This window comes from Pseudoalteromonas sp. HM-SA03 (assembly GCF_002289345.1).
Taxonomy (GTDB): Bacteria; Pseudomonadota; Gammaproteobacteria; order Enterobacterales; family Alteromonadaceae; genus Pseudoalteromonas.
Window position 1 is genome coordinate 67732 of sequence record NZ_NSDG01000099.1, and the last position, 23726, is coordinate 91457.

A 23726-nucleotide genomic window follows, 5' to 3' on the forward strand; every position below is an offset into this window, starting at 1 on the left:
TTAACTATTTTCATTTAGAGGTTGAGACAGCGTCTTTTGACTATTGCCAAAAGTTTTATTTTTAATCAAAGGGTTAGCCCATACACCAACACTCAGAATATAGCTAAGTGGCAGTAGTAACAGCAGGGCAGCAAGTTGTAAGTTATTACTCAATTCTGCCGCAAAACCTATGATGGGAGACATAAAAGCACCGCCAATGATCCCGGTACATAAAATCCCTGTGATTGCGCCATGGCCGGTTTTGAATGAATTTAATGCCAGAGCAAAGATGACCGACCACATAATGGAGAGGAAGAATCCCACCATTGGAAAAGCAATAAGCGCCACGGTAGTGCTACCAAATAACGCACTTAGGAGCGCGATAGCAGCCCCAAAGCTGAATAAAATCAAAAGCTTTTGTGCATCAATGAGTTTAAGTAGTGCCAGTCCAAGTAAACATCCCAAGGTTAAGTATAACCAGAATTCACTCACTACTTTTGCGCCTTCGGTGGCTGGGTCTAGGCCATGATATTGCTGCAAAAACACGGAAATAAGGTTCGCGACACCTTGTTCTAGTGCAACATAAGCGGCGATGGCGGCAAAAAATTTCAATACGGTTTTATCTTTAAAAAAACCGATACTTTGTGACCAGCTCAACTGCTGCTTTTTCTGCTCAGGTACCGAGCTAAATGGCGTAAATTGCGAGAGTAATAGCATCACGACGCTTAGGATAGCGAATACCGCATAGATACTTAGCCAGGTTTTATCTGCTGGGATAACACCAGACAGCGCCCCGCCAAACCCCTCTGCGGTGGTGACTTGGGACTGTAGTTTACTATACACCAGAGGCGCGAGTGTTGCGGCAGCACCAAACATCAACTGCGCAAACACCGAAAGCACGGCAAAGTGTTCTGAACCACCGCTAGCCCGTAATAGGGGATTGATAGCCACTTGCAGTAGTGCCATGGCACAGCCGAGCATAAACAACGCAACCATGGCAATGGCAAACGTTGGCATTAGCACAAAGGTCGTTGCGCCAATTGCAGCAAGGGTAAATGCGAGCTGCATAACGGCTTTTTCTCCAAAACGCTGAACTAGCAGCCCCGCTGGAATAGACATCACACCATAAGCGATAAAAAAGGCGAACGGGAAAAACCCCGCAAGCGTTAGACCTATGCTGTAACTTTCTATTAATGCTGGAAAAATCGCGCCTAAAATATTGGTGATAAAGGACACCGTAAAAAAGGTTGCCAATACTAAGGCAATCACTAGGTAGCTTTTTTTCATGTTGTATTTCCACCTTCATTAGGGAGCGGGTGATGGCGTGGCGATCTCGCTTGTGGGCAGACAAACAAAAAGATCAAGGGGAATCTCACCATCACCCGCAATTGGGTTATGCACGGAACGCTTGTGCTCGCTGTAATTGTTCCAGTGCAGTTGTATGGGCAGTAAAATGCTCATCACTAAGTTTCGTAAGATAGGCCTTGGCCGCCTGTTCAATATGCTGTGGTGCTTGATCAAAGGGCATTTGGCAGGTGCTATCGCGATGATCCATGCCGCCAAGTAAGCAATACCAACTGGGACGAATATAGGGAGAGTGCATCCTGTGTTGGTTGAGCCAAGCATCAAAATCACCACCGCTACGCCAGTGTGTGAGCAGCTCATCGAGCTCGTTTAAGCTCAGTGCTGCGATTTTCGCATCTTGCCAATACTGTGAATCTGCGCGTTTGCTGGTGGCGTAATGTGCCAGTACATACTCTTTAATACCGAGCACTAGATCTGACAGTTGCTGATTGATGGCTTGTGCCTCAAGTTGTTGCGAAAGCAGTCTATTCAATAATTCAATGCTATAACCTGTGACCATCAGCGCGGTGGCTTCGAGTGGTTCAATAAAGCTCTGCGCGAGGCCAATAGCAAACACATTGCCTTCAACACTGCGTGCCATCATGCCCACTTTCATGGTGAGATGTTTGGCTTGTCCTTTATCAAGTTGCGCGGCTTGACGCAGTTGAGCCTCTGCTTTGTCGGGGGAGGTATGTGCGCTGCTGTATACGTAACCATGTCCGGTTCTACCTTGTAGCGGGATCTGCCAGCGCCAGCCGCATGGCATCGCGATAGCAGAAGTGCTTGAAGGTAGCGGGTTTATTTTATCGCTGGCAATCGCGACAGCTGAATCATTGAGTAACTGATCTGCAAACGAAATAAAGGGCACTTTGAGCGTTTTCTCTATCAGCAAGGCGTTAAACCCCGAGGCATCGACGTAAAAATCGCTTTTCACCTGTGCACCCGACTCAAGTGTTAGTGCAATAATTTCTTGGGCGTGATGCTGTACGCTACTCACCGTACTGTGAATATGTTTTACGCCTCGCGCTAGGCTAAATGCCCTTAGCCAATCCGCAAGTTTTTGCGCATCAAAGTGATAGCCGTACTCAAGCGCCTTTGGTAATGGACGCTGTGGCAGTGGTGCTTGTTGCTTGTCGGCAAGTACAGCCGCTAAAAAGTAATGTTCTGGCTTATCTATATATTCACTACCACGACGTCTGGCATTGGCGTTGACAAAGTAGACTTCCGCCGTTTTTGCATCCATTTCAGAGAAGAAGGGGTGGAAGTAGCTGCCATTGTCGCCATTCCAGTTATCAAAGTAGATCCCAGTTTTATAGCTTGCTTGGCATGCGGGCATCCAATCGCGTTCTTTCACACCAAGGCTTTGCATAAAAAGCTGCAAATGCGGCGTTGAGCCTTCACCAACGCCAATTCTGCCAATACTCGATGACTCAATTACGGTAATTGATAAATTAGGTTGATGCTTGGCAAGATAAGCTGCGCACATCCAGCCTGCGGTACCGCCGCCAAGGATGGTGAGTGAATGTATTGTTTTTGTAGGCAAATGAGTTTTCATAGGCAAACGACCCCAGCCGCAAACGACTGGGGCTCCGAGGTTAGAACTTATAGCTGACGCCAAGGTAATAACGCGTACCAAATTCAATGGTATTCTGCGTTAAGTTGTAGTTGGTGTCGTAAGATTGAATTACCTCGTTGGTCAGGTTTACACCCTCTAAGCTGACATCCAGATTTTCCATCGCATGCCACACCAAAGATGCATCCCATTGTTGGTAGCTATCGTTGCGGACGGCTTGCGCTGCACCGACGCCAATCCATTCACTACGCCAGTTATAAGCGATACGTGCACTAAATTGCTCGTTTTCGAAAAATAGCGAGCCATTGAATGAGTTTTCAGAGACACCAGGCACCATTTCTTTTGCATTATCCGGTGTGGTGGTTTCACTATCCACGTAGGTGTAGTTAGTAATAAAGCCAAAGCCATTATCAAAGCTATGTTGAAGCTGCAGTTCTAACCCTGTTACATCACCGTCTCCGTTACTACGTGGGCGTGTGACTCGGCATTGATCATACTTAGAAGGATCGGTACCGCATCCATCTACATATTCAATCGCTTCAGTAGAAAAGACAACGTTGTCAATTTTCTTCACAAAAACGGCTGCTGAGAGCAAGGAAGCTTCGGTAAAGTAATATTCGACGCCAATATCTGCTTGATCTGCTTCGTATGGTTTAAGGTTCGGGTTACCACCGGTGGCAGAACCAAAGTTGGCGTCAATCGCTAGACCTGGTTTTAAGTCGTTATAATTAACTCGAGACATAACGCTGGAGGCGGCCGCACGGATGATAATATCGTCGCTGTAGTCATAAGCGAAGTTGATGCTCGGTAGCCAGTTATCGTAGTCAACCGTTTCATCGAAGACCGTGTTATCAACATAACCGCTGGACTGTTGTTCTGTATCCACATAACGTAAGCCGATATTACCGCGGAAGTTTTCACCGCTGAATTCACTTTGCACATAGATAGCGAGCATATCTTCTTCGACTTTGTAGGTTTTACCAAAATCTTGCTGCTCGATTAATTCACCCGCCTCATACTTGCCAGTGATAAAATCCCACCACTTATCTTCATCGAGCTTGGCGTATGAATTAAGAATATGTCCGCCCGTTTGCGAATGAAGATTGGTAAAAATACCATCACTCCAGTTAGCTAAGCTATTACCATCAGGGACAAAACCAACAACATCCGCTGGATTTCTTTGTATTGCGATACGTGCAAATTCGTTTTTATTAACCTTCACACCCGCTTTGATGTTCTTGAAGTAATCATGCTCTAGCATCCACTTGATATCGGCTTGTGCATAACTCACCTCATGCTCTTGAACCGTAGTTTGGAAGTTTGATTCCTGAGCAAATTTGAGCTGTGAGGCATCGGTTGGGTCTAGCGAATCAAACCAAATTTGATAAGGGCCGGATGCATCGTAAGTAAAGCCGCCATCAGTACTATTTTGACCGTTAGGGAAGGCTGGATCGCCAATTTTTCCACCCTCATCTGTTGCCGGGATCCACCAACTTGAGGAACCAAACTGTGTACCACCATCAGATGTTGAGCGACCAATAACACCGCTAATCTCGAAAGTTTCACCGACGTATTTACCACTGAAGTTTAAGGCATCGACTTCCATGTTTACGGCGTTACGAACAGTAGGGTTGTATATAATGTTCGCGTAAGCTGGCAAAATACGTGCACGTTGTGTACCGCCTGCAGCGTTGTTTTGTACATCAACAGCACCTGCACCACGGGCACTTACGGTAAGGAAGTTATGGTTTACATGTGGATTGTCAAACTCAAAGCGAAAGTAGTCTACCGCAAATTCGGTGTTATCGCTTGGTGCAAATTGCGCGGTAAGTTGCGCGCTGGTGCGCTCGCGCTCAGCTCTAAATGCTTGTGAGCCGATTGCCCAAGCGCCCACTGTAGATGCTTGTCCCGTATCTTGATCCGCCGCAAAATATTCATAGTAGCCACCAATGGACTCAATAACGTGACGGCCTGAAGTCAGGTTCTCAACCGAGTATGCTGCGAGCACACCAAATTTTTCATCGTCACTTTTCCAGCTACCTAAAAATGAGCCACTTATATCATTTTCATCATACAAGGTAGAGCGGCCCATTTCTGCTGACACCATGTAAGTGTGTGCATCTAAGTCCAGTGGTTTACGCGTGACAAGATTCACTGTACCACCCAGCGCACCTTCTTCAAGGTTTGCTTCAGGCGTTTTGTAGACGTTAACTGCCGAAACTTGCTCTGCTGATAACAGCTCCATGTTAAAAGTACGTGTCGATGGACCCAAATCATACCAATCGGTACTGGCGACCGATTGGCCATTTAATAAAATGCGCGATTGCTCGGGCGCGGTACCACGGATAGTAACACCACTTACTTCACCATATTGGCGGTCGACCGTGACCCCAGAAATACGCTGTAGCGCATCACCAATGTTTTTGTCGGGAAACTTACCAATATCTTCCGAGGTGATAGCATCAACAATGCCATCTGCAAAGCGCTTGGTGTTCATTGAAGCTTCAAGCGAGCGGCGAATGCCTCTTACTTCAATTACTTCGACATTTTCTTTTGCGCTTTGTTCTTCGGCTAATGCTGATGGTGCAGCGGTGAGTAAAAGGGGGGATAAGGTACTTGCTGTCACGATGGCGGCAAGTTTATTCAATTTAAATTGCTTCAACTTAGTTGTTTTCATTGTTCTGCCCATTGTTCCTATTTGTTGTTGGCAGAAGCTAGGGTATCGCCTTGAGTGTTTTTTAAGCGGTATATTTCTATCTACTAATGATACTTTTCACGCTTAAATGAGAGTAATTTGACAAAAATACTTCACTGCACTCTAGGTAATCGTTATATTTTGATAGATTAATATTGTTTAGTGATTGAATTTGCATGATATGAAACTAGGTGTAACGAGCAGTTGTTTTAAAATTTATAACATGCCGATTTTAAATAAGTTTATTAATGTAAAAGGAAATTGCTATGCGAGCGATGTACGAGAAAGTACTACCATCTCCTGGGTGTTCATGGCGTTATTGCCTATATAAATTGCCCGAAATCCCTTTTAATTGGCACTATCATCCGGAATATGAAATCTGTTTGACGCTTAACAGTGTCGGTGTATGCCACGTGGGTGATCATATCGCCCCTTACGAAGACTTAGATTTGGTTATCCTGGGCCCTGACTTACCACATACTTGGCAGTCAAAACCGAATCCGGATCACTCCGTTCATGTTGTCCATGTTGCACAAATACCCGCACACTGGTTAGAGTCTTTAGTGGCTCAGCATCCTGAATTACATGGCTTGTCTGAATTGCTAAATGCAGCGCGCCGTGGCGTCAAATTTCCTGTGGAAGTCGCGAGGCAAGCGAAAAAGTGGTTTGAACAAATTGCGGATGCTGAGCCGTTAATGCGCTTTGTGCTTTTGCTCGAGATGTTAGCGCGGATGACGACATCGAACTATCAATATTTAGCCAGTAGCGGCTTTCGCTTTGACGCCCGCCATGACCCCGCGAAAGACAAGTTCGACCGGGTTATTACCTATATTTATGATAATTACACCGACAAATTAAGCGCCGATGAGCTTGCACAGCAAGTGCACATGAGTACCAATCACTTTCACCGTTTCTTTAAAAAGCGCACGGAGCGTACTGTGACGGAATTTATCAATCAACTGCGTATTGCTAAGGCCTGTAAACTATTAATTAGCTCCGCTTCTCCCATTAGTGTGATATCGGATCAATGTGGTTTTAATAATATTTCTAACTTTAATCGTCGTTTTCAAGCGTTGAAGGCGTGTACGCCCAGTGAGTTTCGTGCACGGCTGCACCAAAAGGCATTGTATTGATCTGGACGTGAGCCTGTTCATTGTGCTTTTTAATCAAAACTTCAATTCAAACCATGAATATTTCGTAATGCTATGATATTCATGCTTATTCCTAAATATTCAACTTGGTATTTATCAAGGAATTGCCAAGAATGTGCCGGGTCGCAACAACAATAAACGAGGATGACCGTGATGACACTAGGACACTTTATAAAACAGATCCGTACACAGAAAGGCTTAAGTCAACCCCAGCTAGCTGAGCAAATGTGTGTTGAGCAAAGCTATTTATCTAAACTAGAAAACGACAAATCCATGCCGTCTAACGAGGTATTTAGAAAGTTACTAACGGCGCTCAATTTATCCTTAGATGAGTGTATGCAAACCCTTTCAACACAAGGGAAACATGAAGAATTAAGCCAAATTCCAGATATTGAATATTGGTATAAGCAACATCAACAATCAAAACAAAAGCAATATAAGCAACTTGCGATATTAGCTATTTTGCTAGTGTCTCTCGGTGTCGGGTTATTTTGGAGTGGCTACAAACAGATATTTTTTAGTGAAAAATTGTTTGAATATGAATCTCAGGGTGTATTGCAAGCTGGTGAACCCATCGAGCTATATAGAAAGTGGCGCTTTCTTCTTGTCCCTCATAGTAAGAATAGCGATATTGAATTTGTGGAGCAAGTTAAGCTTGCCATGGCGAAACGTTTAGACAAAAAAACGGTATTTTTCTCAGACTATAAAGGGAGCGCTTATACCGAATCGGTAACCGATGGTAGAAGGCATTATCGTTTTCAAGGCCCTAAATTTAGTGAGCGTGTAGAAAACGCCTGGTTGCAATTTGTTGGCTTATTATGCTTCTCTGCTGGGGTTATGCTAACTTTAGTAGGCAAGCGGTTAGTTAAACCTTAGATTATCAATATAGGTGTAAGATGCAAAAGCGATTATTTTTTGGTATTGGCATGGATGACGACACTCGAGCGCATATTGGCCAATGGCTGGTGGATAGTGTGAGCGCGAGTAAAGCCAATACACAACCAAGTAATTGGCATCTTACACTGGCATTCCTTGCTATGGTGGAAGAATCACAAGTAGCCGAGCTTTGTGATTTTGCTAGTAGTTTATCGGTGCCTAAATTTACACTCACCTTTGGTGACTATGGCTACTGGCAGCACAATGGCATTTTTTACTTAAAGCCCGAACAAAAACCACAAGCTTTGCTTGATTTAGCCCATCCATTGCGCGCTTTTGGAGAAAAATGTGACCTCTATCACAATCCGCATCCGCTCTCACCACACATCACGCTATTTAGAAGTTGTAAGCCAGAGCCGAGCGTTGCAAAGCCCATTACGCCTTTCTCACTCACGGTAAAGAAGTTTCATCTCTATCACTCTCACCGCAATGAGCATGGCTTGATCTACGACCCTATCGAGTCTTTTTTTCTGAGCTGAACTTTAAGGCAGCCAACGCTTTAGTTTTTTAACCAAAGTTTCAAACCAAGTCAGTTGATAACGCTGGTATTTATCGCACTTGAGGAGTGGCTTTTTGGTGGCCAGTTTCTTGTTTGGCAAGAAACTGAATGAAGAACTGCTCAAATTATTTGCTTTGCTCTATAAGACATTTTTTAGACGCTTTTGTTGTAGGGCGGCAGAACGTTTGAAGCGTCTATCTCGCATCGGTAATTGGCAGAATTGTTCAACACTTTGCATATGAAAACCAACACCAATCGTCGGATTGGCATTCACATCTAGGTACAAATGCAGTACCTCGCCCTCAAATTGCAATAGATGCTGTATTACTCGTTGCTAGAATTTGTCTGCGTCGTTGAACAACGAGGTACCTCAGTGATCACTGCTTTTTCGTTCGTGGTATAGCACTGTTTTAGTATAGAACAGTAGCAGGCCTCTGCCTTAAAAACTGATTTGTGGGCATCGATTTTATCCCATAACCCGCGATTAAAATTGCTTTTTGGCATGGTGAAAATATTGAAGGTGTCGCCATCTGCCAGCAATATCTTCTGTGGTGCACTGGAAACATACCAACCAAACTTTTTTAGATAATTGATATTTGATTCTGCGTCTTGAGCATCACTAAGCGCTGCTTGATAGGCGTTAAGGTTACAACAAGCGTCCATCAGTTCGGTAACATCAAAGTAATTTTCGCCATCAAACTCGTACTTAATATAGTGAATTATGGCAGGTCCGGTCCCTGAATTGCGAATATCGACTCTAATCGTTGCTTGAGTGGAGTCTAAATCAAAGTTGCTATAGCTAAATTGAAGCCATGGCCAAGTTTCAGTTTTTAGCTGCTTTTCGGCTGCGGAAACTTGCTCCTGAGCAGCCTTTGCTTGCAGATAAGTGGCGTAAAACGACGCTGCGGAAATAAACATCGCACATAAGGCTAAAATGGTGTTCATTTTAGAGCGAGAGAGTTTAAATACGCCTCTCGCTTGTCTGGAATTATGTGGAGATGGGTTTAAGTGCTCCCTGCGTCTCTCTTCGGTCAAATCTTCAGAGTGTGAGTTATTATTATGTTCTGACATATTTATCCAACTGATATTACGCCCTAGGGCGACAGAAATACGAGTAACGTATCGCCAATTTTAAGCCTATCTGTCGAAAGCTGATTCCATTGCTTTAGCTTAGCGACACTGACATTAAATTGTTTTGCAATGCGCCATAAACTATCGCCGTGTTTGACCTGATAGTCCAGTTGTTTGTCAGCTAAAATGGGCAAAATTAGCTTTTTTCCTGCACGAATACGGTCACTCTTTAATTGATTAAAGGCTTTTAATTCGGCGATGGTTAGCGAGTAGCGCTTTGCAATGGTGCTAAGAGAGTCACCACGTCGGATAGTATAATGTTGCCATGTATCCGCGGGCATTTTTGGTAAGTGTGTGAGCATGGTTTGCCACTCTGACACGCGCGCTGTAGGGATGACAATATGCTCAGGGCCGCCGAGTAATGCAGGAAAACGTGCATAGCCTGGATTTAATACCTCGACTTCTTTCCAACCTTTAAGATCAGATAAAATAGCTTGTTGTTCGAGTTTAATAACGCTGATTAACGAACGATTAGGGATCTTAGGAAACTTCATTAAGTCATGCTTTAGCAGTTGTGATGCCGCAAGTAGCTTTGGTACGTAGTGACTGGTTTGGCGCGGTAGCTTCAAATGGAAAAAGTCAGTTGGTTTACCTGCTTTTTTATTTCGTTCAATGGCTGCAAGCACTCTACCTTCACCTGTGTTATAGGCGGCAATGGCATGATACCAATCACCATCAAAACGCTTGTGGAGATATTGCAAAAAGTCCAATGCGACACGGGTCGAGTCTACGATATCTTGGCGGCCGTCATACCAAGCGTTGATCTTGGCATCATAATGTTTTGCAATCAGCGGTGTGAGTTGCCACAAACCCGAAGCATGTTTGTGAGAGTAGGCTTGGGTATTAAAGTCGCTTTCAATTAGCGGCATCAATGCAAGCTCTATTGGCATATCGCGCTTTTCGACTTCTTCTACTAAGTAATAAAGTAGCGGCGCCGCTCGTTCACTGATGGTATCCATATAGTTTGGATGCTTGAGGTACCAATCAATCCGTTGTTTCACACGCTTATCGTCGGAATCGGCAAAGCTGAGCTGATCTTTAATACGGAGCCATAAATCATCTGTTGCGAGCGGGTCGTATGGCGTTTTAACCACCGTCTTAGCTTTGTTTTTAACCGTGTCTTTTGGCTTGTTAACACCAGTTTGCACGGAGTTATCTGGCGTAGGTTCGTTCTGTTGAGGTTGCTGTATTTGGCTACAGCCATTTAGCAGCAGGATTGCTGCAAGTAATGGTGTGATGAGGTTTTTCATAGAGCCTTTTTTATTATCCTTTTATTATGCAGTCCAATGAGGCATCTGAACCGCATAAGATTGTATATAAATTCGGTGCAAATGCAAAAATAGGCACCTTACCTGTTGCGGCTGTGTAGTGTAGAGCGATGAAATGGATACAAAATGAACTTTAGCGTTACAGCATTTAGCATTGATTAATGGAGTTAACGCAATAACACTCGGTTACTTGATAATCGCGTATTGCTCACTTACTCAAGGCGTAGTTGGTGCTTAAATTGTGTTTTATAGGTTCGCGAGAGTGTTAATACTTTCCCACTTTGCAATGCGATTTCACTGTCACCGCTGGCGAGCGGCGTAATACTCACCACTTTAGACACATTAATAGCAAAAGAGCGATGAATACGCACAAAGCCAACGGGGTCTAAGCGCTGGCATAGCGCAGCAAGCGTTGAACGTAGCGGATAAATGCGGCCATTTACGTGTAGATTGACGTAATTTCCAGACGACTGTAACCACTCAACCTCCTCAACTCTAACGATAAATTCTTTACCAAGCTTACGTACCAATAAATGATGAATAGGTTTGTGGAGTGTTTCATCTTCATCGCTTTGTTGTTTTATCGGAGATGCTTCACCAAGCATATGGGAGACACTAAATTGATAAGCTTTTATGAGTGCAATAAAGAACACCAAGCTCCAAGCATCTTTTTGATATTCATAGATAAGTTCAAACCAAGAAAGATGAAAGTTGTAATCTAGTTGCAAACTAAAATAAATCGTTTCACGTAATAACACCATGATGCCAACATGGCCAAAACAAAATAACAGTGAGGCAATAAAAAAGCTAAAAGCGACGTTAACAGGTTTATGCCACAGCCAAGGAAATGCGTTTAAATACCAAGATATGACAGGAATTAAGGCTAGACTGGCAGCTGCACTGGTATATTCCCACACGAAAGGTTCCCACAGCGCAAAATCGCGCAGTGCATCTCGTTTGGCATCCATGATCAGAGTAATGGCATTTAAGGTGTTATTAGTCCCCAGAAAGAGGGCGACTAATGCCATTGCCATCAAAGGGTGGTATTGCTGAATAAAGGTACGTGAAAACATCATGGTTTGAGTTTTTCTTTTTACTCTAGCAACTGGACGTAAAGCGGTCACTTATTTTATCCCACTATTCCACGGCTTATCCCTAGCTATTGTTATTTAAGCAAATTTCGTTTGTTTGTACGCTGTATTGGCGCACTGTAGGGGGAAGTTTACTTTTAAAAAGAAAACAACATGGATCATTTAAATCGGCGAGTAGAGCTAGACTGGCTGCGTGTTATTGCATTTACGATACTCATTTTTTATCACACCGCCATGTTATATGTACCTAACTGGGGTTTTCACTACAAAAGTGCTTATACTTCGGTTTGGCTAGAATATCTGATGTTACTGATCTCACCATGGCGCATGTTGCTTATCTGGTTTATCTCGGGAGTTGCGCTTAGATATATTTTAGATAAACAAGGTGCATGCACAGCCATGCTCTTTCGTACACCTTTGCTATTACTCCCATTGTTATTTGGCATATGGCTTGTTGTGCCCGTACAACTGTATGCCGAAATGCGGCAAAATGCTGGATTAACCCTTGGGTATGTTGATTTTTACAAACAGTTTATTGATTTTAACAGCCCTTTATTCAGTCAGTATCGAAGCGGTATTTGGCCCCATGTTGATGTCAATCACTTGTGGTATTTGCGAGAATTATGGTGTTTTACTTTGCTCCTAGCTGTACTGCATATCGTCTTTAATTCTAAGCTTCAAGTGATGCTCCGGTATTGTATCATTTTGCGCTGGTCAACTTATCTACTAAGCGTGCTGGCTTTTGCAAGCTTACTTTGGGCTCAGTTAGCATTGGACGGTGATAGCAAAAGAGAGTTTCAGGGGTTTGTTTTTCTGCTCGCAGGTTATCTGCTTGCTAAGCATAATCAGTTTTGGGCTTGGCTTGCTCGGCAAGGTAAAGTGCTGCTGTGGGTTTGTGCAGTCAACGCCATGATTATTTTGCTTTTATATCATTTTTACTGGTTGCAGCAAGACACGCGCACTACCTTCATTACTTGGGCTGGGAGTTTTGTGTTGGTGTTACAGCGTGTGTGTGCAGTGTTGTTGATATTAGCATTAGCGGCGCGTTATCTTAACCGTCCTCATCCCCTGCTTACGGGGCTCAATAAAGCGGTGTTTCCCATTTATCTTTGGCATCAAAGCGTGATTATTGCCTTGACGCTCTGGCTGAGCCGCTATCAATTCGGTGGTGTGCTTGAGAGCCTGTTGGTGATCATAGGAACGCTGCTATTTTCTGGATTGTTGTTTTGGCTGGTACCAAAGTTGGGTTCCCTTGGTGTGGTGATGGGGTATCGTACTACTGCGCTGACAAGCAATAAATTTATTTGGGGACTAGGCTGTTTGCTATTGCTACCACTTATCTTACGGATTATTTAATCTGAAGCATGGGTATGAAATAGCTTAGACTATTTCACTTTGTTCGGTGGCTTTGGGTGAATAAATGAAAGTCGGTAGGCGCGATTAGTATCGGCCTACCAACTACCACTGAGCGTGAACGCAAACTCAGATGGCACACGCTCACGGATCGTTTCCACGGCGCTTACGCTGCCCGCCCGTGAGGCGTTGTAATACAGGCGTCGATATTCGTATCTAGACGTTAGTGGCGAAGCTTCTAGGTTGAGCTTAACTCGCTGGCTTACTTGAAGTTGCGCTTGCAAAGTCAATTGCAATGAGCCTGATTCAATAAACTGCTCATCGGGGTAATATTCGCGATAACTATCCCCGCTGGAAATCTCTGCGCTCCAAGAAAAGCGATTAAAGCTTTGTCGAAATTGCACGCTAGCCCTATGTGGAACAGTCCCGTTAATCGCACGTTTTCCTGTGAGCGCGTCACGGTATGATGCGTCTCGATAACTATAATCAAGATTGAGCTGACTGTTGTTGATCCAGCTTGATAAGTCTAGATTAACTGCACCATCTAGCCCCCAAAGCGCGGCATCCCCGGCATTTGCAACTATGCTTTCACCTCGATTATCTTGCTGATATTCATGCACATCTTTTTGCCACTGATAAAAAGGTTTAACGTTAAAACGCCATCTTTCACCTTCTTCAATATCAATTTGCAGCGCAAGTTCAGTGTACTGCATTGGCTTTATTTCCAGGTTGCCAAACTGTAAGCGGCCAAATCCTGCGTTGAGCTCTGGTAAAAAAAGTGAAAAATCGAGCTGTTCCACTTCATGCTTTAAGGTGGTTGTAAACTGAGTGCTTTTTGTCGCGTCATAATTTAATCGCACCAACGGCTTGGCGATGAGATGCTGAATATCTTCACTCTCACTACTATTGGTCGAAAGTGTTGCCTGCTCGGCTGCCAGTTTGCTGTATAACCGCCATTTGGGTGAAAGCGACCAAGTAAAAGCAGCAAAGGGCTCAAAACTTAGCTCTTTTATCTTGCTGTGTAACTGCTCCTCGGGCAATAGTGTGTTGGCATTTACGCGATTGATACGGGCCTCAAGACCGAACTCCGAGACAGCGTCGTTTACCATCAGGCGAATTACTCGCTCGTCAGTACGCTTATACTGTGTGAAGCTCGGTGTTGAAAGTTGCGCAGAGAGACCATCAAACATGTGCAACTCATTCTTTTGTTTTGAGTAGTAGCCTGTAAGTTGTGTGCTCCAGCGCTGACCTTGCCAATGCCTATCGATAGACATTTCGCTAGTGTTTGTTTTATCGCGCTCTTGCGAAAACGCAGATTCAACATCGCTGGGTGAAGTTGGTGTGCGGTACAGCCATTCGTATTGCGATTGCAAGTTGTCTTTTACAGCCTGAACATTGAGCGTTAGGGCACCATCCTGTATGGTTTTGTGGCTGGTAAGTGAGAGCGTTATTCGCTCATTTTGCTCTTTAAATGTTTCTTCGCTCTTTTCTTCAAGAGTATTACTAGACGCGAACAGCTGACCTTGGCTGGTGCTTTTATACGGCTCATCTTGAACTTGAATATGACCGCTGTGTGTCCATTGCCCTTTAGGTAATACAAATCCCGCCATTGCCGTGATGGCAGTCGAGGAGCTGGCGTTGAGTGTGCTACCAAGTTGCCAATTATAGGCATTGGTTTTTTCATCACGAATGATGTTAACAACTTGATTATATTGCTTAAGTGAAGGGAATGGGTGGTGACTTAGGTACACTTCTAGCGCAACGATTTGGTCAACGGGAAGTTGTTTTAAATACTCCGAGACCGATCCAGACTTTACGCGGATCTCCATGCCATTTAATAAAATATTGGCAGAACTGCCTCCGAGGCCGCGCTCACCACTTTGTTCTATGAGTGTGAATGACGGTAAGCGCTCGATGGCTGCAAGTGCATCTTGTGCTGCAAACTGTTGCAGTGAACTTCCAGCATAAACACTCGGTTTAGCGTTATCCATATTGGCGTAAACGCCGCTACTTATGACGCTCATTAAAGCGTAATAGACCGCCGTGGAGGGATGAAATCGTGTCATTGTTCCTCTTTGAATAAAAAGCTCTCCATTGCGCTATTAAAAATAAAAAAGCATATAAAACAAATTATTAGGTACGTAAGGTGGTTCTATGGGACGGATCGACGGGAAACCGTAAGCGGGTTCACGTTGCCCGCTGGTGTTATGCGGCCTGAGAAAGTGTATCGAAGCGTGACTTTAGTGCTTTCTTGTAACCTTTACTCAAGCTAATTTGCGCGCCCGTTGATAACTTGATGATGGCATTGCCAGATGCTTTGGTGATGATACGTTCAACATAGGTCAAGTTAACCAAATAAGAGCGGTGGGTGCGCACAAATATATCGGTTGGCAGCATGGCTTCAAACTGAGATAGGGTTGCTCGCTTGAGGTATTGGTGCGACTCGGTGTGAATTTCAACATAGTTTTTAGCAGCCACTATATGCACTATGTCTTTGATCTGTACAAATGACTTATCGCTGCCTAAATCCACAAGCAAACGTTGATTTATCGCGGTGCTATTGTTTTCTTCAGTGCTTTCAATACGGATAAACTTGTGCCAAACCATAAAGCAGACGTAGATCACCAGCGGGTGTAATGGCGCAAAATAATACAGGGTATAGGGAAGGTCATCGCAGTAAACGAAGTAGTCGAATCCGGCTTGTATAGACATGCTCAGCACGAATAAAACCGAGCAGCAAACGAGGTAGTTGCGCCAACATACCTTATTCTGTTGGTCGAGTTTATTTAACCACAAGAAGAGTATTGGTGTGTAAATATACCAAAGCCCCCATTCCTGCAAAGCCCACCAGATAGGGTTATTCAGCCGCTCACTTTCTATCTCAACCCAATCGTGCAGTAAGTCGATTGCGGTTAAAAATATGATGACGGCAGTCCAGCCAACTCCAGTAATAGTAAGAATAGGTTTGTATACGGTGAGCACGAACTTTTCCCTAAATTAGATACGGTTAGTTTACCGATTTTTTATAAGTTCACAAATCCTCAAGGAGCAATGTGGCTTGTCGTATTATTTGCCTTGAACCAAAGGTAAGCTCTTAAGCAAAGCTCAAGCTAGTTAACCGAAGCTCAGGTTAGTTAACCAAATACACATCTGAAGCAGGCACCTTGCTCGCGCTGAAGGTAAATTAAGTCGCCGCCATGATTAATCATAATTTGTCGCGAGAGGCTTAAACCGATCCCCGAGCCTTGTTGTTTAGTAGTAAAAAACGGCACGAAAATCATATCAATGACATGTTCTGCGATGCCGGGCCCATTGTCGCTTATTTCTATATAGTGCTGACCTGCGTTATTTGCTCCGGTCTTTAATACCACTTGACGCGCGTTTCGCAGGTCTTCGTCATTGCGCTGCTGTACCGCTTCAATGGCATTTTTGGTTAAGTTAATAAGCACTTGCTCAATCTGAGCTGTATCTAACATCACCAGTTGAGAGTGGCTAATATCAAGCTGTAAGTCTATGTTCGCTTGATGACAGCTTTGTTGATGTAACTGATAAATGCCCTCTACCAGCGGCGCAAGTTGGGCAGGTTGCAGCACTGGGCTTGGTAAGTTGCTGACTTTTCGAAAGCGGGCGATAAATGCGCTTAAATATTCAGTGCGTTTTGCCAGCGTTTGTAGCGCTAAGGCTAGGTCTTGTTTATCTTCTTCATCGTCAAAACTCAATGTGTCGGGCAAGAGTCCCTCGCAGGTTTGTGCAATGGATGACAGAGGTGTAATAGAGTTAGCCACCTCGTGCGTAAGCACTTTGGTGAGGCGTTTATAGGCTTGCTGCTCTTTGTTTTGTAAAGCATCACGAATGGATTGTAAGGTGACAATTTTACGAATTTGCCCTTGGATTTGCGCTGAGGTTATTTGTATAGACAAGTTATCTTGTTGCTCGCCATATTGCCAATTTGCTATCGTTTTCAAGCTCTTATCGCATTCATTAACCAGTGGCGCAAGATGGTCTAAGTCTTGACTGTGATTAATGGGTTTACCGAGTAGCCGGGTTACCGCTGGGTTTGATTCAATAACCTTCCCCTCGCTGTCGAACACCAAAACCGCTAAGTCGATATGCACTAGCAAGGTTTGTAAAAAGTGAGCCTGCTGCTCGGCGCTCAACCGCGCGCTTTGGATCCGCGTTTTGATCTCTTCTAAGTGCTGCCGCATGGGGTGATGTTGGCTTAATCCCAAGGAGCTGTCGCCATTGGCTAAAGACTTAAGTACAAAGCCCATGTGCTTGTTTTGCTTGTTAAATTGAAAGTACAAGGTTGAAATAAACGCGATGGTAATAAGGGTGATCAACAGCCAAGTTGCCGAAAATCCACCTTGTATATACAAATATAACGAGAGCCCACTAGAAATGACTAGACCAATGATAGTAAAGAAAAAAACAAGGGTGGGGTGGTGAGCGAGGCGGGTCATTTCTTTACTTCCTACAAATCGTACTTTTCTAAGCGACGATACATTGCTCCTCGGGTTAATCCGAGTGCCTTTGCAGCGTTTGAGACATTGCCTTGATAATGCTTGAGCGCTGCACGCACCGTACGTTGTTCAATCTCTTCAAGGTTGAAAGTGCCTTCAAAAGTGAGTGTATTGGTGTCCGAGGTATCCTCCTTACCGGTTTGCGCAGCAGTGGGGTTAGTGCCAATCACGGTACTGATATCCAAAAACTCGCTTTCGCTTAAGATCACCGCACGTTCGATAGCATGTGCGAGCTCCCTGACATTACCGGGCCACGGGTAGGTTTGTAGACATTGCATGTCGCTGCTATTTACCTCAAGCTGCCTTTTATACTTGTGGCAAAAGTGTTCTAGGTAGTAGTTTACGAGCAGTGGAATATCAACGGCACGCTCGCGAAGCGGTGGCAGACGGATCTCTATAGTATTGATTCGATATAATAAATCTTGCCTAAAACGACCTTCATCAACCGCTTGTTTCAGATTGTCGTTGGTGGCGCAGATAAGACGTATGTCCACTGAAATAGGCTTATTACCCCCTATAGGAGTGACTTGTCGATTTTGTAGCGCTGCAAGTAGCGTTGTTTGTTGGCTCATTGGCAGGTTGCCCAATTCGTCCAAAAACAAGCTCCCCTCGTGTGCGAGTTCAAAGCGACCGACCTTATCGCTTTTCGCATCGGTAAACGCCCCTTTTTTATGACCAAACAATTCGCTTTCAAACAAACTTTCGGAGATAGCACCCATGTCTAGGCTGATAAAGGTATTGTCGCGACGCATACTCGCCTGATGAATGGCGTGGGCGGCAAGCTCTTTGCCCGTGCCACTTTCGCCGGTGATCAAAATGTTGGCATCGGTGAGTGCCGCGCGTTCTATGGTACTAAATACCTTTTGCATGGCCGGGCTTTGACCTAAAAAAGCAAATTGATGGCTACCACTGGATTGATTGAGTGCCTGATTTAACCCTTGCGTCTGACGAGTGAGCTTACCAACCTGCTGTTTGTCTTTGGCATGCGCAAATGCGGCGGCAACCGCACCGAGTAGTTGGTCGTTTTGCCAAGGCTTAGCGATAAAATCGGCGGCGCCTGCTTTTATCGCATCGACGGCAAGTTGAATGTCACCATAGGCGGTCATTAACAACACCACGATGCTTGGGTCTTGCTCGACAATTTTCTTTAACCAATAAAAGCCCTCTTTGCCACTGATGGCATCTTGGCTAAAGTTCATGTCGAGCAAGATCACATCTATTTGCTGCGAAGCAATCTGCGCTTCTATATCAAAGGGGTTATCTGTGGTGATGATGGTTTGGTAATGCTTTTTTAGCAAAAGCTTTGCTGCAATTAATATATCGCTGTTGTCGTCGACAATTAATATGGTGCCTTCCTGCTTCATATCCTGATCGCTTTATTTTTCTTTTAGCCTACCGCAATCGCTTAGAACTCGTCTACGAAAAGTGTTCATTTATGGACACTTTGTTATTTTTGATGTGTTCTATTTCCGGACACTTATTATTCTTATAATATAATGGTGAACGCCTAACATTTTGTAATTGCTAATAAAATTAAGGTTGGCACGGTGCTTGATATTAGTCATACATATTCGATAAAACGATTTAACCGACTAACAACAAGAGGCGTGATTATGGATAAGAAAATAGAGCGTTCAGGATTGCAAAAACATCTTAAAAAAGCGGTGGCAGGTGGTGTACTGCTGAGCATTGCAGCAGTGGCACTGGCATTCAATAACACTGCCTCTTCAGGTCGTAGTCAAAATCTCGCGCTGAGTAGTCTCACGGTGAGTACCGTAAGCAAGGGGGCGTTTGTGGACGCACTAAGCTTACGTGGTCAAGTCGTACCAAAAACCACGATTTACTTAGATACCATCGCAGGTGGTCAAGTGGAAGAGCGCTTGGTGGAGCAGGGTGAGTTTGTTGAGGCGGGTCAGCCATTAGTGAGATTGAGCAATACCAGTTTACAGCTAGACGTGATGAGTCGTGAAGCACAAGTAACAGAGCAGCTTAACTTCCTAAGAAACACCCAAATGACGATGGAAACCAGTCGCCTTAATTTACGCCGTGACTTGCTGGAAATTAACTTACAAATTAGCCATTTGGAACGTCGTTATAAGCAATCCAAGCCACTTGTTGAAAAAGGCGTGCTGGCAACCGACAGATTGTCTGAAATTGAAGACGATTTACAGTATTACAAGGCCCGAAAGGAGCTGACGTTAGAGCGCCAAGCGCAGGAAAATTCAATTCGTAAAGTGCAAGTAGAACAGCTAGAAGACAGTGCTGAGATGTTACAGAAGAACTTGCAATTTGCCCGTCAAAATCTCGAAAACCTACTGATCAAAGCGCCGGTATCGGGTTACTTGAGTGAGCTGGATGTTGAAATCGGTGAATCAAAGAGCAAAGGGGCACGGTTAGGCCAAATTGACATTCCGAACGAATACAAGTTGGTTGTCCGCCTTGATGAGTTTTATTTAAATCAAGTACAACCGGATATGGCAGTGAATGTGATGTTAGACAGTGGCTTAGTCAGTGCCAAGGTGAGCAAAATTGATAGCCGTGTAACGCAATCACAATTTCAGGTAGAAGTGGCATTACCAAGCGGCCAAAGCGACATTAAACGCGGCCAAAGCATAGATGTAGAACTGATGCTTGGCGGTAACAAAGAAAATGCCTTATTGCTAAAACGCGGTGCCTTCTTTACTAGCTCTGGTGGTAACTGGGTATACGTGTTGGCAAGTGATGGCAAAACCGCCGAGCGTCGTGATATTCGCTTAGGTAAAAAGAATCAAGATTATTACGAAGTGTTAGATGGTTTATCACAAGGTGAGCAAGTGATCACCTCAAGCTATAGCAACTTCGACAAAGCGCAACAACTCAATTTCTAAGGATATAACAATGATAAAACTAACTAACCTAAACCGTGTATTTCGTACTCAAGACGTTGAAACTACTGCGCTAAACGATATTAACCTCACCGTCAATGAAGGCGAGTTTGTCGCCATCATGGGCCCGTCTGGGTGTGGTAAGTCTACTTTATTATCCATCTTAGGGATGTTGGATTCACCGTCATCTGGGCAGTTTGAGTTTGCGGGCACGGACATTGCGGGCTATAGCGAAAAACAGCTCTCACAGCTACGTAAAGCGTCTATTGGTTTTGTGTTTCAAAGTTTTAACCTGATTGATGAGCTGACGGTTTTTGAAAATGTCGAGCTACCGCTGCAATACCAAAATATCTCAAAAAGTGAACGTAAGCAGCGTGTAGAGCAGATTTTAAAACGCGTTGCCATTGACCACCGCGCGGACCACCTACCGCAGCAACTTTCTGGCGGTCAGCAGCAGCGTGTGGCGGTTGCAAGAGCGCTGGTTATTAACCCTAAACTTATCTTAGCGGATGAGCCAACGGGTAACTTGGACTCCAAAAACGGCGAAGAAGTCATGGCGATGTTACGCGAGCTAAACCGCGAAGGCACAACCGTGATTATGGTAACGCACTCAGAAAAAGAAGGGTCATACGCGGATAGACTTGTACGCCTTCTCGATGGCCAAGTGATGTTAGACAAAGCCAACACAGTGGTGCAACCACAAAAAGCAGAGGTGGCATAACGATGATAGTGAATTATCTAATAACGGCATTGCGTGCTTTTAAGCAGCAAAAACAGCATTTTATTTTAAATGTACTTGGGCTTAGTGTGGGCTTAGCCGCGGCAATTTTGGTCGCACTGTTTGCAAAAAATGAACTATCTTACGATAGCCAGCAACCTCATGCTGAGCGTGTGTATCGAATTGCACAAGACTATTCGCAATTAGGGCTTGGGGTCGTTCCTATTTTTAATTACATCAATGGCACTCGAGCACTTGAATATAGCCAAGTTGAAGCGGTTTTTGCGCTGACGATGGTGGAGTTTACTCGCGAAGCTGAAGTAGATGTGACAGTAAAAAATCAAGGGTTTAAACTGAATGACCTTTATGGCGCAACTGCAAATATCGAGAATTTTATCGATATGGAAACGGTGGCAGGTAGCCTAAGTCGCGCCATGAGTGTACCAAATAGCATTGCATTGAGTAGTTCAGAAGCTCAGCGTATTTTTGGTCGCACAAACGTGGTTGGCGAGACTCTACAGCATAAAAACGGCCAATATACGGTAGGTGCAGTATTTACAGATTTACCTGAAAACACGCATTTTGGCTTTAAAAACCTAGTGTCTGTAGAGCATGATCCAGTCAATACGGATATAACTTCTAGCTATGTTTATTTACGATTGGCACCGCAAACAGACGTTACTGCCTTGGAAAAAACACTGACGGAGAAATACTATTTCGGTGACTTTAAAGGCCGCTTATCGCTGCAATTACACCCCTTAACGGAGCTTCACTTTACTGCAAAGTCGCCGTTTGAAATGAAAGTGGGTGGTGCGAAACAAGTGGTGATGATCTGTGTTGGTTTAAGCGTGCTGCTGATCCTTATCGCTGGCTTTAACTTTATTAATATGACGGTTGCACAGTCGACCAAACGTGCAAAAGAAGTGGGTGTACGCAAGGCGCTTGGTGCCAGCAAGTCGCAATTAGTTGCACAGTTTTTATCTGAGTCTGTCCTCGTGTCATTGCTTGCAATGACAATAGCCTGTGTTTTGGTCGAGCTACTATTGCCAAGTTTCAATAATCTAGTTGGCCGTGAATTAAGTATTGATTATGCATCTATGTTTAGTGTCGTAGTGGTCGCGGTTGCCACCATTGTGGGTTTGTTGGCGGGTCTCTATCCTGCATTTTTTATCTCATCTTTTAGTGCGAAACGCGTATTAAGCGGAGATTTACAGCGTGGGAGTACCGCGATTTGGGTGCGCAAAAGTCTTTTAACTGTACAAGCAGCACTTGCGGTTGGGTTAATTATTGCTTCGATAACGCTACAGTACCAGTTGGCACATTTGCAAAATTTACCGCTTGGTTACGAAACCGCACAGCGTTTGGTGGTCTCAGAAGTGCCCGTTAAAGCGGCTTTTACAAAAGCGCCAACGTCATTAGTTAAACAGTTCGCGGCGATTGAGGGCGTTGAACATATCAGTGTGATAGATACGCAGCTGACTCGCTCGATTAATAACACCCTAGTACCAACGTGGCCAAATGGTGAACAGTCGCAATCCTTAACGCCAGTTATTGGCACAAGCTACGAGGTAGTCAAAGGGTTGGGGTTAACGCTACTTGCAGGTCGAGACTTTAGCCGAGAGTTTGCCGGTGATTGGTCAAATCGAGTTAACGGCGTAACCACAATAGGCACTATTATTACTGAGTCGGTCGCCAAGCAAGCTGGATACAGTAATGTTGCAGATATTATTGGCAAAACTATCAAAGATACTGGCCGTAACGTAGAGATGCGAGTGGTTGGTGTCGTCGCTGACGTCAAAGTGGGGAATGCACAAGAAGCGAGTTCTAATATTATGTTTTTATTAGGGTTTACTTATTTTAATCCAACATCTGAAGTGATCTTAACGATTAACCCGCAGTATTTAGCACAGATTAGACAAGATGTGATTAGTGTGTTGGCAAAAACCGCAAACGTGTATGAACCAGAGATCAACCTACTGTCAGACAGTTATAGGGCGGTACTTAGTGGTGATGAGCGTATCTCAAAGGTGGTACTTATCTTCACTGCACTAGCTGTATTCTTAACCTGTTTGGGCACTTTTGGATTGGCATCTTTTGCAACGGTTCGCCGTCAAAAAGAAGTAGCTGTACGCAAAGTATTGGGGGCATCACGGCTAAGCATTGTGAATATCTTAGCAAAAGAGTTCCTGATTTTGGTGGGAGTCAGTATCGCCATTGCTTATCCGGTAACTTATTGGCTCATTGGTGATTGGCTTGCAAACTTTAATGACCGCATTGAGCAAACAATGTGGGTTTATGGCGCAGCAGCCTTGGTGGTTGCCGGTATCACTTGGTTGACTGTGGCGACCCTTGCCTTTAAAGCCGCGAGTACGCGTCCGTCGCTGATCTTGCGATATGAGTAAATTAAATTGGTAATCACTCAAGAAATTGCGGCCTAATTTAGGCCGCTTTCATCATTTATTCTTTAGTGTTTTCATCGCCAATATCGGCACAACCATTTCTGCTTTTGAATGGTGTGAATATACTGCTACAAGCAGTCATTTTTAAAAGTGAGTCACAATCGCGAGTGGAAAAATCAAGTGACTTTGTACTGGATATCTTTAT

General features: G+C 44.3%; 18 protein-coding genes. 7 read left to right on the forward strand and 11 right to left on the reverse strand.

What is annotated here, in order from left to right; translation table 11 throughout:
* The 3 genes from CKO50_RS19035 to CKO50_RS19045 all read right to left on the reverse strand — a co-directional run bounded on the left by CKO50_RS19035 (position 1) and on the right by CKO50_RS19045 (position 5573).
* Positions 1-1266, reverse strand: a complete 1266-nt coding sequence (locus tag CKO50_RS19035) for an MFS transporter (RefSeq protein ID WP_095729429.1) — start codon at positions 1264-1266, stop codon at positions 1-3.
* Between the two features lie 106 nt (positions 1267-1372).
* Complete coding sequence (locus tag CKO50_RS19040; protein ID WP_095729430.1) at positions 1373-2878, reverse strand: tryptophan halogenase family protein; 1506 nt, start codon at positions 2876-2878, stop codon at positions 1373-1375.
* Positions 2879-2918: 40 nt separating this feature from the next.
* On the reverse strand, positions 2919-5573 hold the full coding sequence (locus CKO50_RS19045) for a TonB-dependent receptor (protein ID WP_095729431.1): 2655 nt from the start codon (positions 5571-5573) through the stop codon (positions 2919-2921).
* Between the two features lie 284 nt (positions 5574-5857).
* On the opposite strand from CKO50_RS19045, the gene CKO50_RS19050 reads away from it, so the two are divergent.
* The 3 genes from CKO50_RS19050 (at position 5858) to thpR (ending at position 8157) form a co-directional block, all read left to right on the forward strand.
* Positions 5858-6724 carry an AraC family transcriptional regulator gene (locus CKO50_RS19050; protein ID WP_095729432.1) on the forward strand — a complete coding sequence of 289 codons (867 nt, stop codon included), beginning with the start codon at positions 5858-5860 and terminating at the stop codon, positions 6722-6724.
* 171 nt (positions 6725-6895) lie between these two features.
* Positions 6896-7618 carry a helix-turn-helix domain-containing protein gene (locus tag CKO50_RS19055; protein ID WP_095729433.1) on the forward strand — a complete coding sequence of 241 codons (723 nt, stop codon included), beginning with the start codon at positions 6896-6898 and terminating at the stop codon, positions 7616-7618.
* 20 nt (positions 7619-7638) lie between these two features.
* Positions 7639-8157, forward strand: coding sequence for an RNA 2',3'-cyclic phosphodiesterase (gene thpR / locus CKO50_RS19060; RefSeq protein WP_095729434.1), 519 nt, complete (start codon positions 7639-7641; stop codon positions 8155-8157).
* Positions 8158-8316: 159 nt separating this feature from the next.
* On the opposite strand, the gene CKO50_RS24895 is transcribed toward thpR, so the two are convergent.
* From CKO50_RS24895 to CKO50_RS19080, 4 genes are all read right to left on the reverse strand, one after another.
* Entirely contained in the window at positions 8317-8490 is a 174-nt protein-coding gene (locus CKO50_RS24895) for a hypothetical protein (protein ID WP_255230481.1), read from the reverse strand.
* Positions 8491-8501: 11 nt separating this feature from the next.
* The gene (locus CKO50_RS19070) at positions 8502-9248 is read right to left on the reverse strand and encodes a hypothetical protein (RefSeq protein ID WP_095729435.1); all 747 of its coding nucleotides are present in this window, start codon (positions 9246-9248) and stop codon (positions 8502-8504) included.
* A 23-nt stretch (positions 9249-9271) separates the two neighbouring features.
* Positions 9272-10558 (reverse strand): LysM peptidoglycan-binding domain-containing protein, encoded by a 1287-nt coding sequence (locus CKO50_RS19075; protein WP_095729436.1) that lies wholly within the window; start codon positions 10556-10558, stop codon positions 9272-9274.
* 230 nt (positions 10559-10788) lie between these two features.
* Positions 10789-11652 (reverse strand): LytTR family DNA-binding domain-containing protein, encoded by an 864-nt coding sequence (locus CKO50_RS19080; RefSeq protein ID WP_095729437.1) that lies wholly within the window; start codon positions 11650-11652, stop codon positions 10789-10791.
* A 168-nt stretch (positions 11653-11820) separates the two neighbouring features.
* On the opposite strand from CKO50_RS19080, the gene CKO50_RS19085 reads away from it, so the two are divergent.
* Positions 11821-13023, forward strand: coding sequence for an acyltransferase (locus CKO50_RS19085; protein WP_095729438.1), 1203 nt, complete (start codon positions 11821-11823; stop codon positions 13021-13023).
* Positions 13024-13118: 95 nt separating this feature from the next.
* Here CKO50_RS19085 and CKO50_RS19090 read toward each other — a convergent pair whose 3' ends face one another.
* The 4 genes from CKO50_RS19090 to CKO50_RS19105 form a co-directional block, all read right to left on the reverse strand.
* Positions 13119-15086, reverse strand: a complete 1968-nt coding sequence (locus CKO50_RS19090) for a TonB-dependent siderophore receptor (RefSeq protein ID WP_095729439.1) — start codon at positions 15084-15086, stop codon at positions 13119-13121.
* Between the two features lie 139 nt (positions 15087-15225).
* Positions 15226-16002, reverse strand: a complete 777-nt coding sequence (locus CKO50_RS19095; RefSeq protein WP_095729440.1) for a LytTR family DNA-binding domain-containing protein — start codon at positions 16000-16002, stop codon at positions 15226-15228.
* 152 nt (positions 16003-16154) lie between these two features.
* Positions 16155-17480 (reverse strand): PAS domain-containing sensor histidine kinase, encoded by a 1326-nt coding sequence (locus tag CKO50_RS19100; RefSeq protein ID WP_095729441.1) that lies wholly within the window; start codon positions 17478-17480, stop codon positions 16155-16157.
* An 11-nt stretch (positions 17481-17491) separates the two neighbouring features.
* Positions 17492-18904, reverse strand: coding sequence for a sigma-54 dependent transcriptional regulator (locus CKO50_RS19105; protein WP_095729442.1), 1413 nt, complete (start codon positions 18902-18904; stop codon positions 17492-17494).
* Between the two features lie 249 nt (positions 18905-19153).
* Here CKO50_RS19105 and CKO50_RS19110 point away from each other — a divergent pair, with 249 nt between their 5' ends.
* From CKO50_RS19110 to CKO50_RS19120, 3 genes are read left to right on the forward strand one after another with little or no spacing between them, the layout of a single operon-like run.
* Positions 19154-20407, forward strand: a complete 1254-nt coding sequence (locus CKO50_RS19110; RefSeq protein ID WP_095729443.1) for an efflux RND transporter periplasmic adaptor subunit — start codon at positions 19154-19156, stop codon at positions 20405-20407.
* Between the two features lie 10 nt (positions 20408-20417).
* Positions 20418-21125: an ABC transporter ATP-binding protein gene (locus CKO50_RS19115; protein WP_095729444.1), complete on the forward strand. Its 708-nt coding sequence runs from the start codon at positions 20418-20420 to the stop codon at positions 21123-21125.
* Between the two features lie 2 nt (positions 21126-21127).
* Positions 21128-23524: an ABC transporter permease gene (locus CKO50_RS19120; RefSeq protein ID WP_095729445.1), complete on the forward strand. Its 2397-nt coding sequence runs from the start codon at positions 21128-21130 to the stop codon at positions 23522-23524.
* Positions 23525-23726 lie beyond the last annotated feature (202 nt).

Excerpts from the sequence above, each read along its gene's own strand:
- CKO50_RS19035 (WP_095729429.1), bottom strand. The coding sequence starts at position 1,266 with ATGAAAAAAAGCTACCTAGTGATTGCCTTAGTATTGGCAACCTTTTTT.
- CKO50_RS19040 (WP_095729430.1), bottom strand. The coding sequence starts at position 2,878 with ATGAAAACTCATTTGCCTACAAAAACAATACATTCACTCACCATCCTT.
- CKO50_RS19045 (WP_095729431.1), bottom strand. The coding sequence starts at position 5,573 with ATGAAAACAACTAAGTTGAAGCAATTTAAATTGAATAAACTTGCCGCC.
- CKO50_RS19050 (WP_095729432.1), top strand. The coding sequence starts at position 5,858 with ATGCGAGCGATGTACGAGAAAGTACTACCATCTCCTGGGTGTTCATGG.
- CKO50_RS19055 (WP_095729433.1), top strand. The coding sequence starts at position 6,896 with ATGACACTAGGACACTTTATAAAACAGATCCGTACACAGAAAGGCTTA.
- thpR (WP_095729434.1), top strand. The coding sequence starts at position 7,639 with ATGCAAAAGCGATTATTTTTTGGTATTGGCATGGATGACGACACTCGA.
- CKO50_RS19070 (WP_095729435.1), bottom strand. The coding sequence starts at position 9,248 with ATGTCAGAACATAATAATAACTCACACTCTGAAGATTTGACCGAAGAG.
- CKO50_RS19075 (WP_095729436.1), bottom strand. The coding sequence starts at position 10,558 with ATGAAAAACCTCATCACACCATTACTTGCAGCAATCCTGCTGCTAAAT.
- CKO50_RS19080 (WP_095729437.1), bottom strand. The coding sequence starts at position 11,652 with ATGATGTTTTCACGTACCTTTATTCAGCAATACCACCCTTTGATGGCA.
- CKO50_RS19085 (WP_095729438.1), top strand. The coding sequence starts at position 11,821 with ATGGATCATTTAAATCGGCGAGTAGAGCTAGACTGGCTGCGTGTTATT.
- CKO50_RS19090 (WP_095729439.1), bottom strand. The coding sequence starts at position 15,086 with ATGACACGATTTCATCCCTCCACGGCGGTCTATTACGCTTTAATGAGC.
- CKO50_RS19100 (WP_095729441.1), bottom strand. The coding sequence starts at position 17,480 with ATGACCCGCCTCGCTCACCACCCCACCCTTGTTTTTTTCTTTACTATC.
- CKO50_RS19105 (WP_095729442.1), bottom strand. The coding sequence starts at position 18,904 with ATGAAGCAGGAAGGCACCATATTAATTGTCGACGACAACAGCGATATA.
- CKO50_RS19110 (WP_095729443.1), top strand. The coding sequence starts at position 19,154 with ATGGATAAGAAAATAGAGCGTTCAGGATTGCAAAAACATCTTAAAAAA.
- CKO50_RS19115 (WP_095729444.1), top strand. The coding sequence starts at position 20,418 with ATGATAAAACTAACTAACCTAAACCGTGTATTTCGTACTCAAGACGTT.
- CKO50_RS19120 (WP_095729445.1), top strand. The coding sequence starts at position 21,128 with ATGATAGTGAATTATCTAATAACGGCATTGCGTGCTTTTAAGCAGCAA.